11 protein-coding genes are annotated in these 15,578 nt (G+C 65.8%); all 11 read left to right on the top strand.

The genetic code is table 11. The features are described from left to right. The 11 genes from C3Y92_RS09610 to moaC all read left to right on the top strand — a co-directional run bounded on the left by C3Y92_RS09610 (nucleotide 1) and on the right by moaC (nucleotide 15,558). Entirely contained in the window at nucleotides 1-618 is a 618-nt protein-coding gene (locus tag C3Y92_RS09610; RefSeq protein ID WP_129352005.1) for a hypothetical protein, read from the top strand. A 38-nt stretch (nucleotides 619-656) separates the two neighbouring features. Continuing rightward, entirely contained in the window at nucleotides 657-2,039 is a 1,383-nt protein-coding gene (locus C3Y92_RS09615; RefSeq protein ID WP_129352007.1) for a sigma-54-dependent transcriptional regulator, read from the top strand. 341 nt (nucleotides 2,040-2,380) lie between these two features. Continuing rightward, the gene (locus tag C3Y92_RS09620; RefSeq protein ID WP_129352009.1) at nucleotides 2,381-3,112 is read left to right on the top strand and encodes an ABC transporter permease; all 732 of its coding nucleotides are present in this window, start codon (nucleotides 2,381-2,383) and stop codon (nucleotides 3,110-3,112) included. A gap of 52 nt (nucleotides 3,113-3,164) precedes the next feature. Further along, nucleotides 3,165-3,905, top strand: coding sequence for an ABC transporter ATP-binding protein (locus tag C3Y92_RS09625; protein ID WP_015860673.1), 741 nt, complete (start codon nucleotides 3,165-3,167; stop codon nucleotides 3,903-3,905). A 6-nt stretch (nucleotides 3,906-3,911) separates the two neighbouring features. Further along, nucleotides 3,912-8,888 (top strand): FtsX-like permease family protein, encoded by a 4,977-nt coding sequence (locus C3Y92_RS09630; protein WP_129352011.1) that lies wholly within the window; start codon nucleotides 3,912-3,914, stop codon nucleotides 8,886-8,888. Next, a complete protein-coding gene (locus tag C3Y92_RS09635; protein ID WP_129352013.1) occupies nucleotides 8,885-10,867 on the top strand; it encodes a DUF6785 family protein in 1,983 nt (660 codons plus the stop codon). The genes C3Y92_RS09630 and C3Y92_RS09635 overlap by 4 nt, the downstream gene beginning before the upstream one ends. Before the next feature lie 108 nt (nucleotides 10,868-10,975). Continuing rightward, complete coding sequence (locus tag C3Y92_RS09640) at nucleotides 10,976-12,934, top strand: OPT family oligopeptide transporter (RefSeq protein ID WP_129352015.1); 1,959 nt, start codon at nucleotides 10,976-10,978, stop codon at nucleotides 12,932-12,934. 342 nt (nucleotides 12,935-13,276) lie between these two features. Next, nucleotides 13,277-13,501 carry a DNA-directed RNA polymerase subunit omega gene (rpoZ, locus tag C3Y92_RS09645; protein ID WP_129352017.1) on the top strand — a complete coding sequence of 75 codons (225 nt, stop codon included), beginning with the start codon at nucleotides 13,277-13,279 and terminating at the stop codon, nucleotides 13,499-13,501. Between the two features lie 9 nt (nucleotides 13,502-13,510). Next, on the top strand, nucleotides 13,511-14,620 hold the full coding sequence (gene dnaJ / locus C3Y92_RS09650; RefSeq protein ID WP_129352019.1) for a molecular chaperone DnaJ: 1,110 nt from the start codon (nucleotides 13,511-13,513) through the stop codon (nucleotides 14,618-14,620). Nucleotide 14,621: 1 nt separating this feature from the next. Beyond that, nucleotides 14,622-15,038 (top strand): tetratricopeptide repeat protein, encoded by a 417-nt coding sequence (locus tag C3Y92_RS09655; RefSeq protein WP_129352021.1) that lies wholly within the window; start codon nucleotides 14,622-14,624, stop codon nucleotides 15,036-15,038. Between the two features lie 7 nt (nucleotides 15,039-15,045). Next, nucleotides 15,046-15,558: a cyclic pyranopterin monophosphate synthase MoaC gene (gene moaC / locus C3Y92_RS09660; protein WP_129352023.1), complete on the top strand. Its 513-nt coding sequence runs from the start codon at nucleotides 15,046-15,048 to the stop codon at nucleotides 15,556-15,558. Nucleotides 15,559-15,578 lie beyond the last annotated feature (20 nt).

A 15,578-nucleotide genomic window follows, 5' to 3' on the forward strand; every position in this document is an offset into this window, starting at 1 on the left:
ATGGGCCACTGTGTTTCACGTCGTATCGGATCGGCCGCCGTCTGCGGCCTGTGCCTGCTTCTCGCGTTTGGCGGCCTGGGCTGCGCCCGCCGCGAACCGGTTCCCGTCGCGCAGGCGGCCGCCCCTTCCCCGCCGCCGCCCGCGCCGGCCCGGGAAGTCGTCATCTGCAAGATCGAACGGGAGACCGCCTACGACCGGGGGCTGAAGGCCTACGAGGCCGGCGAATCCAAGCGGGCCATGGCCCTGTGGCGCGAGGCCGCCGGCGACGCCGAACTGGCCGTGCGCCAGAAAGCGCTTTTCGCCATGGCTTCGGTGAAGCTCTCACAGGCCGGCAGCGACGCCGAACTTGCCGCCGCCCTGGAGATGTTCGACGCCTGGTCCAAGAAATCCCCGCCCGGCGGTAGTGGCGAGGACGCCCGGTTCCTTGTGCCCCTGCTCAAGGCCTACAAGCCGGCCTTTACCCTCAAGGAGCAAAAGGCGGCCATGGACCGCGACTGCGCCAAAAAGCTCGCCGAACGCGAGGAGCAGGTGCGAAAAAGCCTCCAGCAGCAGGTCAAGGCCCTGGAGACCATCCACCAGCAGATCCAGGAAAAGAAAAAGGGCCTGAGCAACTATTAAGACCGGCGCGCCACGCCGCCAAGGCCGTCCCGAAGCACATGAGCATAGGCCCCCAGCAGACCCGAAAGACCATCCTGGTCGTGGACGACGATCCGCACATCCTCGAAGTCCTTGAGGTGCGGCTCGTTTCCGCCGGCTATGACGTGGTCCCCGCCGCCAACGGCCTGGAAGCCCTGGAGGTGCTGTCGCGCCAGCCCGTGCGCCTGGTCATCTCGGACATGCGCATGCCCGGCATGGACGGGATGCGAATGCTTGAGGAAATGGAACGTCGGGGCATCAAGCTCCCCATCATCTTCTTGACCGCCCACGGCTCCATTCCCGGCGCGGTGGAAGCCATCAAGCATGGGGCCGTGGACTACCTGACCAAACCCTTCGACGGCCAGGAGCTTTTGGCCCGGGTCACCGACGTCTTCGCCAAGGCGGCCGGGCTTGACGCGGCCAAGACCATCAAGGCCGGCGACGGCGGCCAGCTCGGCGAAACCGGGCTGGTCGGCCAAAGCCAGGCCATGCGCGACCTGGCCGCGCTCATTGAACGCGTGGCCCCTCGCGACGTCAATGTCTTGGTCCTTGGCGAATCCGGCACCGGCAAGGAACTGGTCGCCAATCTCATCCATCGCCGCAGCGCCCGCAAAAACGGCCCCATTGTCACCGTGGACTGCGGCTCCACTCCGGCCGGCCTGCTCGAATCCGAACTCTTCGGCCACGTCAAGGGGTCGTTTACCCACGCCGTCAAGGACAAAAAGGGCCTCATCGAACAGGCCAACCAGGGCACGCTCTTTCTTGACGAAATCGGCAACATCTCCACCGAAATGCAGGTGCGCCTGCTGCGGTTTCTCGAAAACCACAAGATCCGCCGCATCGGCGACGTGCGCGAAATCCAGGTCGATTGCCGGGTCATCGCCGCCACCAACGCCGACATCTTCGAACAGGTGGCCGAGGGCGTCTTCCGCGAGGATCTGCTCTATCGCCTCAAGGTCGTGACCATAAACGTGCCGCCGCTGCGCGAACGCCGCGAGGACATCCCCATTCTGGCCGAGCATTTCGCCCGCCAGTTCTGCGCCGCCCAGGGCATGCCGCCGGTGACCATCCCCACCGAGACCATGGCCTACCTCACCGCCTATCCCTGGCCGGGCAACGTCCGCCAACTGCGAAACGCCCTGGAAGCCGGGGTGGTGCTCGGTTCCGACGGCGTGCTGGCCCCCCAGGATCTCCAGCTTCCCCTGGCCGGCAAGGGGCCCGACCGCTCGCCCGACAACCTGTCCCTGGACCAGAGCGAAAAAGCCGCCATCGTGCGCGCCCTGGAACAGGCCGGCTGGGTCCAGAAGGAAGCCGCGCCGCTTCTCGGCGTCAGCCGCCGGGCGCTCAATTACAAGATCCAGAAGTACGGCATCGAGATTCCCAAGCGCCGGGTGAAGAAATAGGGAAGAAGGGTAGATGCTCCGGCGGCCGGGGGCCTGAGGCCCCCGGACCCCCCAAATGGGAAAAGGGGGAGGTTGGAGACGGCGGGGGAGGCTTGTGAGCCGCCTTCGACTTCCCATCGTCCGTATTTTCACCCCTGTCTGCCATGTCGTCTTTACGTTCGTCCGCGTACCCGAAAAATCACGCTTTTGTCGCCGTCCGTTCTTGCCCCCGCCTTGGCAAGGGGTGCGGTTTCTGTCACAACGACGAAACGATCCCCAAAGGATCGGCCGGCCGCGCCATGCGGCCGGCGTGTCGCGGGATCACGGACTATAAGCCGGCCCTGGCCGGAATCGGGTGGCGCATGTCGCAGGCGGAAGGCGCGTCTTCAAACCAGACCGGCAAGTCGGCCAGGATCGCCAGGCAAGTGGTCCTGCCCTTTGGCAAGTCGCTGGAAATCAGCATCAAGAGCATCAAGGTCCGGTTTTTTCGGTCCATGATCACCGTGGCCAGCCTGGTGCTGGCCGTGGCCTTCCTGAGTTTCATCCTGACCGGGGCCGACGTGGCCGCCGGTCTTTTGCGCTCCGGCGAACCCCGACTACGCCTGGCCCTGGTCGAGGCCGGCTACGACCTGCCGAGCCTGCCGCCGCCCGGCGTCGCGGCCCAGGACGAAGCGGGCAAGCTTTCCGCCAGTCCCAAGGAACGCTGGATCGTGATCCTGTCGCTTCTGGTCTGTACCGTGGGCATCGTCAACGCCCAACTCATGGCCGTCACCGAGCGTTTCCGCGAGATCGGCACCATGAAGTGCCTGGGCGCGCTGGACCGTTTCATTTTGCGGCTGTTTTTGCTCGAAGCCGGGATGCAGGGCCTTGTCGGCGCGTTCATCGGGGCCATCCTGGGCGTTGTGGTCGGGCTGCTGGTCGGACTCGTGCGGTTCGGACTGGCCGCCGCCGCCCATCTGTCGCCCCTGGACCTGCTGGCGACCCTGGGGATTTCCGTGGCTGTGGGCGCGGGCCTAAGCCTTCTTGGCGTGGTCTATCCGGCGGCCGTGGCCGCCCGGATGCGCCCCATCGAGGCCATGCGCGCCCAGGAATGATGTCGCCGCGCGGCGAAACCAGCCGCGCGGACGTTTGAGGAAGCGGGGGAGTATGGCCGAAGCGCACAACATCGTCCGGGTGGCCGGCGTCGCCCGAACCTTCACCATGGGAACTCAGGTGGTCCAGGCCCTACGCGGCGTGGACCTCACCATAAAAGCCGGCGAGTATCTCTCCATCATGGGCCCGTCCGGGTCGGGCAAGTCCACGCTTTTTAACATGATCGGCGGCCTGGACAAACCCTCTTCCGGCAAGGTCTTCATCGACGAGGTGGACATCGCCCAGCTCGACGCCTACGAACTGGCCTGGCTGCGAAACCGCAAGATCGGCTACATTTTCCAGACGTTCAATCTCATCCAGGTCATGACCGCCCTGGAAAACGTCACCTTGCCCATGACCTTTGCCGGCGCTTCCCAGGACGAGGCCACGGAAAAGGGGCTGGAGCTTTTGGGACTGGTCGGGCTGCGCGAACGCCACGCCCACCGGCCCCAGGAACTCTCCGGCGGCCAGCAGCAGCGCGTGGCCATTGCCCGCTCCCTGGCCAACACCCCGGCCATCATCCTGGCCGACGAACCCACCGGCAACCTCGACCTCACCACCGGCGAGGAAATCATCACACTCCTTAAACGCCTCAGTTCCGAACGCGGCGTCACGGTCATCTCCGCCACCCACGACTACAAAATGCTCAACGTCTCCGACCGCGTGGTCTGGATTCGCGACGGCCGCATCGACAAGATCGAGGAACGCTCCGAACTCGACATCACCGTGGGCGGCATCGGCGCCCGGGAGGCCTAGCCCTCCATGGCGACTTCCCGTTTCTTTTCGGGCGCGTCGGTTCGTCCCTGGGCCTGGCTGTGGCTGCTGGCGGCTGTGTTCCTGCTTGCCGCTGGTCCGGCCGAGGCCAAGCGCGCCAAGAAGGCCGCCCCGGACGCCAAGGGCGCGGCCATGGCCGAAGCCTGGCTGGCCGCCGAGGCGGCCGAGTTGGACCGGGTCGTCATCGCGTCCCTGGCCGGCCTTGGCGACCGGTCCCTGGGCACGCCCGGCGGGCGGCTGGCCGCCGACGCCGTGGAAGCCTTTTTCAAGGGGCTGGAGGCCGGCGAGACAGGGCGGCTGTCCTACCGCGCCCCGGCCATGCTCCATGGCCCGGCCAGTCTGGCCGTGGACGGCGGGGGACGGGCCGACGTTTCGCCCCTGGCCCTTAATGCCTTCACCCCCGGTTCCGTGCCGCCGGACGGCCTCACCGGGCCGGTGGTCTACGCCGGGGCCGGCGGCTACCGCGATTTTGACGGCACGGTCCCCAAGGACGCCATCGTGCTCATGGATCTGGACAGCGGCCGCAACTGGCAGGCTGCTGCCCAGCTCGGAGCCAGGGCGCTTATTTACATCGACGACAGCCCGCCGGACGATCCGGCCGGGGCCGGCGTTTACCGCGACAAGTTCGAGCTGACCCCGGTGCGCTTTCCGCGTTTTCTGCTTTCGGCCGCCAAGGCCCGGGAGCTTTTCGGCGACTACAAGGCCCTCAAAGGCAGACCCGGCGGCCCGACCGCCACGTTGGCCGCCAAGGCCGGCTGGGAGCCGGTGGTGGCCGACAACGTCCATGTGTTTTTCCCCGGCGCTGATCCGGCCCTGGCCGGCCAGTTGCTGGTCGTCGACGCTGCCTACGACGCCGCCGCCTATGCCCCGGGCCGCGCTCCGGGAGCCGACGAGGCCGCCTCCCTGGCCGCGCTGCTGCGTCTGGCCCGGGAGTTCGCCGCCCATCCGCCGGCCCGGCCGACGCTTTTGGTCGCCACCTCCGGCCGGGGCCAGGCCATGGCCGGGCTGCGGGAATTTTTCGGGGCCCTTCGCGGCAAGGGCAAGGATCTGCGCACCCAGGCCCGCGACCTCAAGGAGTCCGCCCGCAAGGCCGAGGGCGTGGTCAAGGCCCTGGAGGAGGCCGCCTCCGGCGGCGAAGCGGCCAAGGCCGCCCTGGCCGATCCTGGCGTGCGCGAGGCGCTCTTGGAGACGCTCAAGGACGAAGTCGATGTCGTCACCACCCGGCTCATGCGCCTGCGTCTGGCCGGGCAGGCTCGTGACGAGGCCGCCATCGCCGCCCTGGCCGAGCGTCGGGCCGGCCTGCGGCGCATCATGTGGCGCGAGGATTTGACCGCCTTGCCCCCGGCCGAGGCCGAGATGCTCCTGGCCCTGGCCCCGGCCGCCCGGGAACGGCTGGCCCGCGACCGGGCCGGAGCCGAGGCCGAGGCCGGCTGCATCGAAAGCGCCCGGGAGCTGCGAAAGCTTGTCGGCGACCGCGACGTCACGGCCCAGGCCTCGCTCTATCTTTCCAGCCACGGCGAAGGCGTGGGCAGCTTTTGCGAAGGCTTCGGCTTCGAGGTCAAGCCCGACGTCAACCCGGCCCAGGCCTACGGCCGCCTCAACCGGTCGCTGTCCGCCGCCGCCGAGGCCGCCGCCAAAGACGTCGGCCTGCCGGCCGGCTACTACCGCGACGGCATGCGCGACGACCGCCAGAACCCCTGGCAGGGCCTGCTCCCGGACCGGCCTGTCCTCGGCGGCGAATTCGGCAATATGGCCGGCGTGCTGGGCTTCACCCTGGCCACTGTCGGCGACGCCAGGCTGGCCTGGGGCACGCCCGGCGATCTGCCGGCCCGGGTGGATTACGCGGCCCTGGACAAGCAGGGACGTTTCGTCACGACCATGGTCGCGGCCATGGCCTCTCCCGGTTTCGAGGCCGGCGAGAAACGCCCGCGAAACGTCTTTTCGACCCTGACCGGCCGGGTCAACTTCATCCGCCAGGGCGAGCTGTTCCCTGACCGGCCGGCCCCCGGCACGGTGGTGTGCGTCTACCAGGGCAAGACCCGGTTCTACGCCATGACCGACGCCCGGGGACAGTTTCGGGTAAACGGCTTGGCCAACAAGAAGCATGTTCTCGACAAGGCCGTGGTTGAAGGTTTCCGGTTTGACCCGGACACCGGCTCGGCCATCTGGGCCGTGGACAAAAAGCAGACCGGCAAGGACGCCTACCGCGTCAAGATGAATCGCAACGCCATGGAAACCGACCTCATCATGTTCGGTTGCGAGCAGACCACGCTGTTTTCCGCCTTCGATCCCCGGTCGTTTCGCTATTTCACCCGCATCGAGCTGCTCGACGCCCGGCGCGAGGCCCCGCCCCTGCGCTCCTGGTTCTCGCGCCTGGACACCCTCGATTCCACGCTGCTTTCCATCTTCCTCGAACCCGGCACGCCCTTTAAGTGCATCCTCTCCGACACCGTGCTGGCCCGAAAGCTCCTGCTCCTCAATGCCGACGCCGCCCATCCCACCGGCGTGGGCTATCCCGTGGACGCCTGGCCCATCCTGCCGGCCACGGAGCTGCTTGGCGCGCGCGACATGTGGTCGCTGGTCGGCCCGCGCATCGCCAATCTCGAAGCCCACGGCATCGTCAGCGAGCGCATCCGCGATCTCACCGACCAGGGGCGCGCCCTGTATGCCCAGGCTCTGGCCGCCGAGGAGGCCGGGCGCTTCGACGCCATGGTCACGGCCGCCAGGTCCAGCTGGGCTCTGGCCGTTCGCGTCTACAACGACGTGGAAAAGACCCAGCGCGACGTGCTTATCGGCGTGCTGTTCTACATTGCGCTGTTTATCCCCTTTGCCTACTGCGTGGAGCGGGTGGTCTTCAATTACGCCGACATCCACAAGCGCATCGCGGCCTTCCTGGGCGTCCTCACTGCGGTCATCGCCGTGGTCTACGCCGTGCATCCGGCCTTCAAGCTCACGTACAGTCCGCTGGTCGTCATCATCGCCTTTTTCATTCTCGGTCTGTCGGTCATGGTGGCGGCCATTATCTTACTGCGTTTCGAACGCGAGATGACGGCGCTCCAGCGCCGGGCCTCCCACGTCAAGGCCACCGAGATCGGCGGGATGCGCGCCTTTGCCGCCGCCTTCGTCATTGGCGTGAGCAACCTGCGCCGTCGCAAGATTCGCACGGCCCTGACTTGCCTCACGCTTATCATCCTCACCTTCACCATCATGAGCTTCACCAGCGTCAAGTCCACCCGGGACGAGGGCGCGGCCAAGCTTTCGGATGTCGCCGCCTACCGTGGCGTGCTGCTCAAAAACATCGGCTGGCACAGCCTGCCCCCCGAGTCCCTGGCCGTTCTGCGCGACGCGTATGGCGCTAGCGATGTCGTGGCTCCCCTGGCCTGGCTGGAGCTGCCCGAAAAGACCGTGGCCCCGGTCACCCGCATCCGGGCCGGGGAGCGCGGCGAGGCCGTCCAGGGCGTCATGGGCCTGTCCGCCGACGAAGCCCGCCTTGGCCGCGTGGCCGACATGCTGACCGACGGCCGCTGGTTCGCCCCGGGCGAGGACGACGCCGTGATCCTGCCAAGGCCCATGGCCGAGCGCCTGGGCGTGGCCCCGGGCGATCAGGTGTCGCTTTTTGGTCGGGGATTCCGCGTGGCCGGACTGTTCCGCAAAAACGCCCTGGAAGAGCGGCCCGACCTGGACGGCGAACCGCTCACCCCGGTCGTCTTCCCGTCCGAAGCCTCCAAGGAGGCCAGCGAGGCCGAGAAAGAGGCGGCCGAGTCCGGCGAGGACGTCAAAACCCTGCAAAGCCGTTACCAGCACATCGACGACGATCTGGTCGTCATCCTGCCCTACGGGACGCTCATGGGCCTTGGCGGCCAGCTCAAGTCCGTGGTGGTAGCCCCGCCGGCCGACGCCCCGGGCGTCGCGACGACGGCGGCCCAGGACAACGCCGCCCGGGCCGGGCGGCTGGCCGACCGCTTCGGTCTGGCCGTCTTTTCTGGCCAGGATGATGGCGTGTACCTCTACCATGCCGGCGATTCCCTGGGTTATGCCGGCGTACCCAACATCCTCATTCCCTTGATCATCTCCGTGCTTATCGTGCTTAATACCATGATCGGCGCGGTCTATGAGCGCAAACGCGAGATCGGCGTCTACACCGCCGTGGGCCTGGCTCCGTCCCATGTCTCGTTTCTTTTCATCGCTGAGGCCCTGGCCTTTGCCGTCATCAGCGTGGTGCTAGGCTACCTGCTGGCCCAGACCACGGCAGGCCTCTTGTCCGGCACCTCGCTATGGGCCGGCATGACCGCCAACTACTCGTCCACGGCCGGCGTGGCCGCCATGTTGCTGGTCATCGCCGTGGTGCTCCTGTCGGTCATCTATCCTTCCCGGGTGGCCGGCCAGATCGCCATCCCCGACGTCAACCGTTCCTGGACGCTGCCCGAACCGGTAAACGGCGTCATTGCCGCGCGCCTGCCCTTTCTGGTCAAGGTGCGCGAACAGGAGTGCGCCGGCGGGTTCCTGCTGGACTATTACCAGTCGCACCAGGACGTCTCCCATGGCCTTTTCGCCACGGCCGACGTGGACTATGCCTTTGAATGCCCCTGGGACCTGCCCGGCGCGCCGGCCCACCCCAAGGAGGCCCATCCCGAATTCTGCGATTTGCGGGCCTGTATGCGCCTGACCGGCACGGTCTGGCTCGCGCCGTTCGATTTCGGCATCAAGCAGACCATGTCCCTTATCTTCACGCCGGCCAAGGATACCCCGGGTTATATGGAAATCGACGTGGAACTGACGCGCGTCGCCGGCGAGGCCGGCATGTGGAAGCGGCTCTCCAAGGGCTTTTTGAACGACCTGCGCAAGCAGCTCCTGGTCTGGCGCTCCCTGGAGGAAGCCACGCGGACTTCCTATGAGGACAAGGTCATCGCCGGCTACGGCGCGCGCCTGCGCGGCGACGCCCCGGCCGGGGAGGGCAGGGCATGATCGCCGCCGGAGCCATTCGGACCCGGGGCGTGGTCCTGGGGCTGTGCCTGGGGCTTGTGGTCTGCGCGGTCACGCCGCTTAATAACCTCTACCTCGGAGCCACGCCCCTGGGCGGCGGCCATTTTCCCCTGGCTCCGTTTTTCCTGCTGGCCTGGCTGACTCTCCTGGCCGCCGGCTTGGGCAAGCTCTTTCGGGGCCGCTCGCCCCTTTCCGGCACGGACCTGCTCATCTGCTGGATGCTCATGGTGGTGGTTTCGGGCGTGGCCCACACCGGCCTGGCCCGCACTTTCTTTATAAACCTCACCGCGCCGCTGCATTTCGCCACCGAGGGCAACCAGTGGCAGGCGGTATTTGGGCCGATCCTGCCCAAGGGTTGGTATCCGGCCGATCCGGAAGCCGTGGAGACTCTCTATAACGGCCTACCCGGCGGCTATACCATGGGCTGGGGGGCCGTGCTGGCGGCCGTGCCCTGGCAGGCCTGGGCGGGGCCCCTGGCCACCTGGGCCGTCTTCATCGGCCTGTGCTATTTCGTGCTCCTGTGCCTGACCAACCTCTTCGCCAAACAGTGGGTCTCCAACGAGCGCATGAATTTCCCCATGCTACGCCTGCCCGAGACCCTGGCCCAGTCCGTGGACGGCGGCGGCCTGGGCGCGCTTTTGGCCGACCGGTTCCTGCTGTGCGGCCTATTTCTTAGCGTCGGCCTGCACACCATAAACGGCATCGCCTTCTACGACCCGTCCGTGCCGCAGATTCCCACGCTCATCCTGGCCGGACCGTACTTCCCCAAAACGGGCCTCTTTTCGGGCTTCACCAAGCTCAAGATCTACTTCTACCCAGCCTTCATCGGCTTCGCCTTCCTGACCGCCCGTCAGATTTCCTTGAGCTTTTGGCTGTTTTTCCTGCTCGGCGGGCTGGTCTATGGCGTGTTTGATCTCATCGGCCAGCACATTCCGGCCGCCGCCCTGGGCGTCACCTTCGGGCCGACTCTGACCTCGCCCGAAGAGACGCAAATGATCGGGGCGTACGGCGTCTTTTTCTGTTTTCTCCTGTGGCTGGCCCGCCACCATCTGCTGGAGACCGCCCGGGACGCCTTGCGTTTCCGGTTTCGCGGCCCGGACGAGGCCGAATGGGTGGGCGCGCCGGCCTCGTTGTGGGGGCTGGTGCTTGGCGGCGGGGCGCTTGTCGCCTGGAGCGCCTCGTTTGGCATGCCGCTTTTCCAGGCCACCCTGCTCATGGGCGCGTTTTTCATGGTCATGCTGGTGGCCAGCCGCATCATCTGCCAGGGCGGCATCGCCTATTTCACCCTGACCGCCGCGCCGACCGATGGCTTGATCGCCTTTTTCGGGGCCGGCATCTTCAGCCGGCTGTCGCTGCTCATGGCCGCCGTCATGCAGAAGATGCTGTTTGTCGATCTGCGCGAGTCGCTCTTGCCGTCGCTGTTCCACGCCGCCAAGGTCGGCGAGCGGCGGGGGCCGAAAAAGCTTTATCTGGCCGCCATTGTCCTTGGCATCGCCGCCGCCGTGGCCGTATCGTTTCTGGCCATGCTGGCCGTGTGCCACAAGTACGGCCTGCGCGATCTGCAAGTGGACTGGGAGACCCAGACCGTGAGCACGGTCTATGAAAACGTCCAGCGCCTCATCGAAGCGCCGACAGGCTCCAACGCGGCGGTCATCGGCTTTGCCGCCGCCGGCGCGGTCGTGATGCTGGGGCTGGTCATCGCCTACCAGCACTTCTACTGGTGGCCCATCCATCCGCTGGGCTTTCTCACCATGTACAGCTCGGCCATGCGGATCTTGTGGTTTTCTTTTTTCGTCGGCTGGCTGTGCAACCAGCTGACCTTGCGCTACGGCGGCATCGCGCTGTTAAAGCGCGTGCGGCTGCTGTTTATCGGCCTTATTCTCGGCGATTTTCTCATGGGCGGCATCTTTGCCGTCATCGGCTTGTGGACGGGACAAAGTTATCTGGTGCTGCCGAATTGATCGGAAGACACTGGATGGTGCGGTAGAGGCCCTGACGCTGTTCGAGGGCTTGCCTCGGCCAGCCAAACGCCGTCAGGAAGACATAAGGACAGGACACCAGGAAGCCCGATGTACGACGACAAGGAATTAGCCGAATACCGGGACCTGCTCCCGACCCCCACGCGCTTCGAAGAGGGCTTCGACTGGAAGACCATCGTCGGCGCGGTCTTCATCGGCTTCCTCATGATGCCGGGCAGCATGTACTTGCAGCTCGTCATCGGCTCGGGCATCGGGCCGGCCGCCCGCTGGGTGACCATCATTCTCTTTGCCGAGATCGCCAAGCGCGCCTACACTGAACTCAAGCAGCAGGAAATCTTCCTGCTCTATTACATGGCCGGCGCGGCCATGGCCTCGCCGTTCCACGGGCTTTTGTGGAACCAGTACCTCGTCCAGTCCGACGCGGCCAAGATGCTGGGCCTCACCGACCTCATCCCGCTATGGGTGGCCCCGGGGCCGGACTCGGATTCGCTTTTAGCCCGCACGTTCCTGCACCGCGACTGGCTGGTGCCCATCCTGCTGCTGGTCGGCTCGCAGATCGTCCAGCGCATCGACCACTTCGGCCTGGGCTACGCTCTTTATCGCGTCACTTCCGACGTGGAAAAGCTGCCCTTTCCCATGGCCCCGGTGGGCGCGCTTGGCACCATGGCCCTGGCCGAGTCCACCGAGGACCGCAAAACCGGTTGGAAATGGCGCGTTTTTTCCATCGGCGGCATGATCGGCTTGGCCTTCGGGGCCATCTATGTGCTCTTCCCGGTGGTCTCGGGGCTGGTCTTCACCGAACCCGTGCGGCTTATTCCCATTCCCTGGGCCGATTTCACCCGCAACACCGAAGCCTGGCTGCCGGCCGTGGCCACCGGCATCCAGTTCGACCTGGGGCTGGTCTTCACCGGCATGGTGCTGCCGTTTTGGGCCGTCATCGGCGGGCTGGTGGGGCTTGTCATCACCATCGTGGCCAACCCCATCCTCTATTCCCACGGCATCCTGCACCGCTGGCGGCAGGGCATGGGCACGGTGGACACGGTGTTCGCCAACAACTTCGATTTCTACATGTCCTTCGGCATCGGCCTGGGGCTGGCCATCGGCGCCATCGGCATCTGGCAGGTGATCAGGTCCCTGCGCCAGGGAGGCGTCGGGGGCGCGGCCTACAAGGCGCTTTTTGACACCAACAAGGCCCGGGGCGACATCAACTTCTGGGTCTCCATCGCCATCTACGTCTTCTCCACCCTGGCCTACATCGGGCTGTGCCTGTGGCTGGTGCCCCAGTTCCCGTGGCTGTTCTTCGTCCTGTACGGCTTCATCTACACGCCGCTTATTTCCTATATCACCGCCCGCATGGAAGGCATCGCCGGCCAATTCGTGAGCCTGCCCTTGGTGCGCGAGGCCAGCTTCATCGCCGGGGCGCGCTTTTTCGGCTACCAGGGCATCGAAATCTGGTACGCGCCCATCCCCATCCACAACTACGGCAAGGCGACGGTGGATTTCCGCGAGATCGAACTCACCGGCACCAGCCTTCGCGGCATCATCAAGGCCGAGATCGTGGTCTTTCCGGTGGTCATGGTGGCCAGCCTGCTGTTTTCCCAGTTCATCTGGCAGCTGGCTCCCATCCCCTCGGCCAGCTACCCCTATGCCCAGGAGTTGTGGCATCTTCAGGCGCTCAACACGCTGCTCATGCAGACCTCGACCCTGGAGGGCAATTCGCTGTTCTTCCAGGCCCTAAACGGCTGGTACGTCACCGCCGGCCTGGGGCTGGGGCTTGTCGTCTATATGCTGCTTATGATCTTCGGGCTGCCGGTGCTGCTGGTCTACGGCATCGTGCGGGGCCTGGGGCAAAGCGTGCCCCACGGGCTTATTTTGGAAGTGGTGGGGGCGCTGGTGGGGCGGTACTATTTTCTCAAGCTCTACGGCGCGCGCTGGCGGCAATACGCCCCCGTGCTCCTGGCCGGCTTTTCCTGCGGCATGGGGCTCATGGGCATGTTCGCCATGGGCGCGACGCTGATCCTCAAGTCGCTGGGGAAACTGGCCTATTAGCGTCGTGCCTGGGAAGGGACGCGGGAAGCGGCCTGGTGTCGCGTCCGCGAAAAGCGCATATGGTGTTTCGCCCTATGCTGTGCAAAGCCTGCCGACGGATTCCATGTTGCTTCAGGGGGCTCCAGGCAGGGGTGCGGCGCTGTCCGAGCAGAAGCCTCTTGACGGGGATGAAGGTTTTTGTCTAAAAACTTCGGTTTCGCGTTGGACTATCCCGGCCCGCCAGCCCGGCCTATCCGGCCGGCCCGGGCACGTCGCCCCTTGACGGGGCAAGAATACGTCTTACCAAGGTAGCGCCAAGGCGCACCGGCGAGACGCCTACCGATCCGACGCAAGGAGAACCGCATGGCGCGCATTACCGTCGAAGATTGCCTGGAAAAGATCAACAACCGTTTCCTCATCGTCCAGATGGCCATCAAGCGGGTGCATCAGTACCGCGAAGGCTACGATCCGCTGGTGGAGTGCAAGAACAAGGAAGTCGTCACCGCCCTGCGCGAAATCGCCGCCGGCGAGGTGATGCCGGCCGATTCCATTGAGGAAGCCGGCGTGTTTCTTCCTGAAACCAAATAGATAAAAACAATGCCCCGGGATTATTACGAAGTGCTGGGCGTCGCCCGCGACGCCGACGACGAGACCATCAAGAAGGCCTACCGCCAGCAGGCTTTCCAGTTCCACCCCGACCGCAACCCTGATGATCCTGAAGCCGAATCCAAGTTCAAGGAAGCGGCCGAGGCCTACGAGGTGTTGCGCAACCCTGAAAACCGGGCGCGCTACGACCGCTTCGGCCACGAGGGCCTGGGCGGCAACGGGTTCGGCGGTTTCGGCACCACCGACGACGTCTTCAGCGCCTTTTCCGATATTTTCGGGGAATTTTTCGGGTTCAGCGGCCGCGCCTCGCGTGGGCCGCGCCCCCAGGCCGGCAACGACCTGCGCTATGACTTGAACGTCTCCTTCCGCGACGCGGCCAGGGGGACGGAAGTCACGCTCAAGATCCCCAAAAATGTCCAGTGCCACGTCTGCAACGGTTCCGGGGCCGAACCCGGCACCTCGGCCGAAACCTGCCGGCACTGCGGCGGCTCGGGCCAGGTGGTTCAGAGCCAGGGCTTTTTCCGCATCGCCGTCAGCTGTCCGTCCTGCCGGGGCGAAGGGCGCGTCATTGCCACGCCCTGCAAGGAGTGCCGGGGACGGGGCATCACCCGCCAGACCCGCGAGCTCAAAGTCCGCGTGCCGGCCGGCGTTGACGACGGCAGCCGCCTGCGCCTTCGCGGTGAGGGCGATCCCGGCCTGCACGGCGGCCCCCCGGGCGATCTCTACGTCATTCTCCATGTCGAGGTCGACAAGGTTTTCGAGCGCCAGGGGCAGGATCTCGTGTACCGCCAGGAAATCACCTTTGTGCAGGCCGCGCTCGGCCACAAGATCGAGGTGCCGACCCTGGATGGCGATGAGACCATGGAGATCCCCAAGGGCACCCAGAGCGGCGAGGTGTTTTCCCTGCGCGGCCTTGGCCTGCCCATTCCGGGATCGACCCGCAAGGGCGATCTGCTCGTCCACGTGACCGTGGTCACGCCCCGTGGGCTGACCAAGAAGCAGGAAGAGCTTTTGCGCGAATTCGAGGAACTCGACGAGCAAAAGCCTATGAAAAAAGTCAAAAGCTTCTTTCGCAAGGCCAAAGAGGCCATGGGGAACTGACATGGGCAAACGCGTGCGTTGCGCCGTCATGGCGCTGGCTTTGATCCTGGCTTTGCCCGGCGCTGCCGTGGCCGGCCCCACTGACGACTACCGCCAGGGCATTACGGCCGCCAACAAAGGCGATATGGACACGGCCATCGCCGCCTTCACCCGCATCATCGATTCCGGCGCCGGCGGCGACGTGAAAAACCTGGCCAGCGCCTTCAACCTGCGCGGCATGTGCCAGGAAGCTAAAAGCGACCTGCAAAAGGCCCTGGCCGACTACTCCAAGGCCATTGAGCTCGACGCCAAGATGGCCGAGGCCCTGGGCAACCGGGCCATGCTCTACATGAAGCTCGGCGACGAGGCCAAGGCCAAGGAAGACGCCACGGCCGCCAAGCGCATTGACCGCAAGGTCAAAGTGCCGGAGTTCCAGTAGGCCGGCCATGAGCGATAGTTTTACTCATCTCGACGCCGACGGCGCGGCCCGCATGGTGGATGTCGGCGGCAAGACCAAGACCCGCCGGCTGGCCGTGGCTGCCTGCGAAGTGCATTTGTCCCCGGCCACCATGGCGCTTTTGGCCACGGCCGCCCTGCCCAAGGGCGACGCCCTCAACACCGCCAAGATCGCCGGCATCATGGCCGCCAAGCGCACCGCCGACCTCATCCCGTTGTGCCATCCGCTGCCCCTGGCCCATGCCGACGTCCGGTTCGACGTGGATCAGGCCGCCGCCGTGGTGCGCGTGGAGGCCGAAGCCTCCACCGTGGCCGAAACCGGCGTGGAGATGGAGGCGCTGACCGCCGCCATGGTCGCGGCGCTGACCATCTACGACATGTGCAAGGCCGTGCAGAAAGACATCGTCGTGAGCCAGGCCAAGCTCCTGTTCAAGTCCGGCGGCAAGTCCGGGACCTTTGTTTCCCCCGACTGGCCGGCCGGCCGGCCTTACCCGGCGTCCTAGGCATTTGTGCCAACCGCTTT

The organism is Solidesulfovibrio carbinolicus (assembly GCF_004135975.1).
Taxonomy (GTDB): Bacteria; Desulfobacterota; Desulfovibrionia; order Desulfovibrionales; family Desulfovibrionaceae; genus Solidesulfovibrio; species Solidesulfovibrio carbinolicus.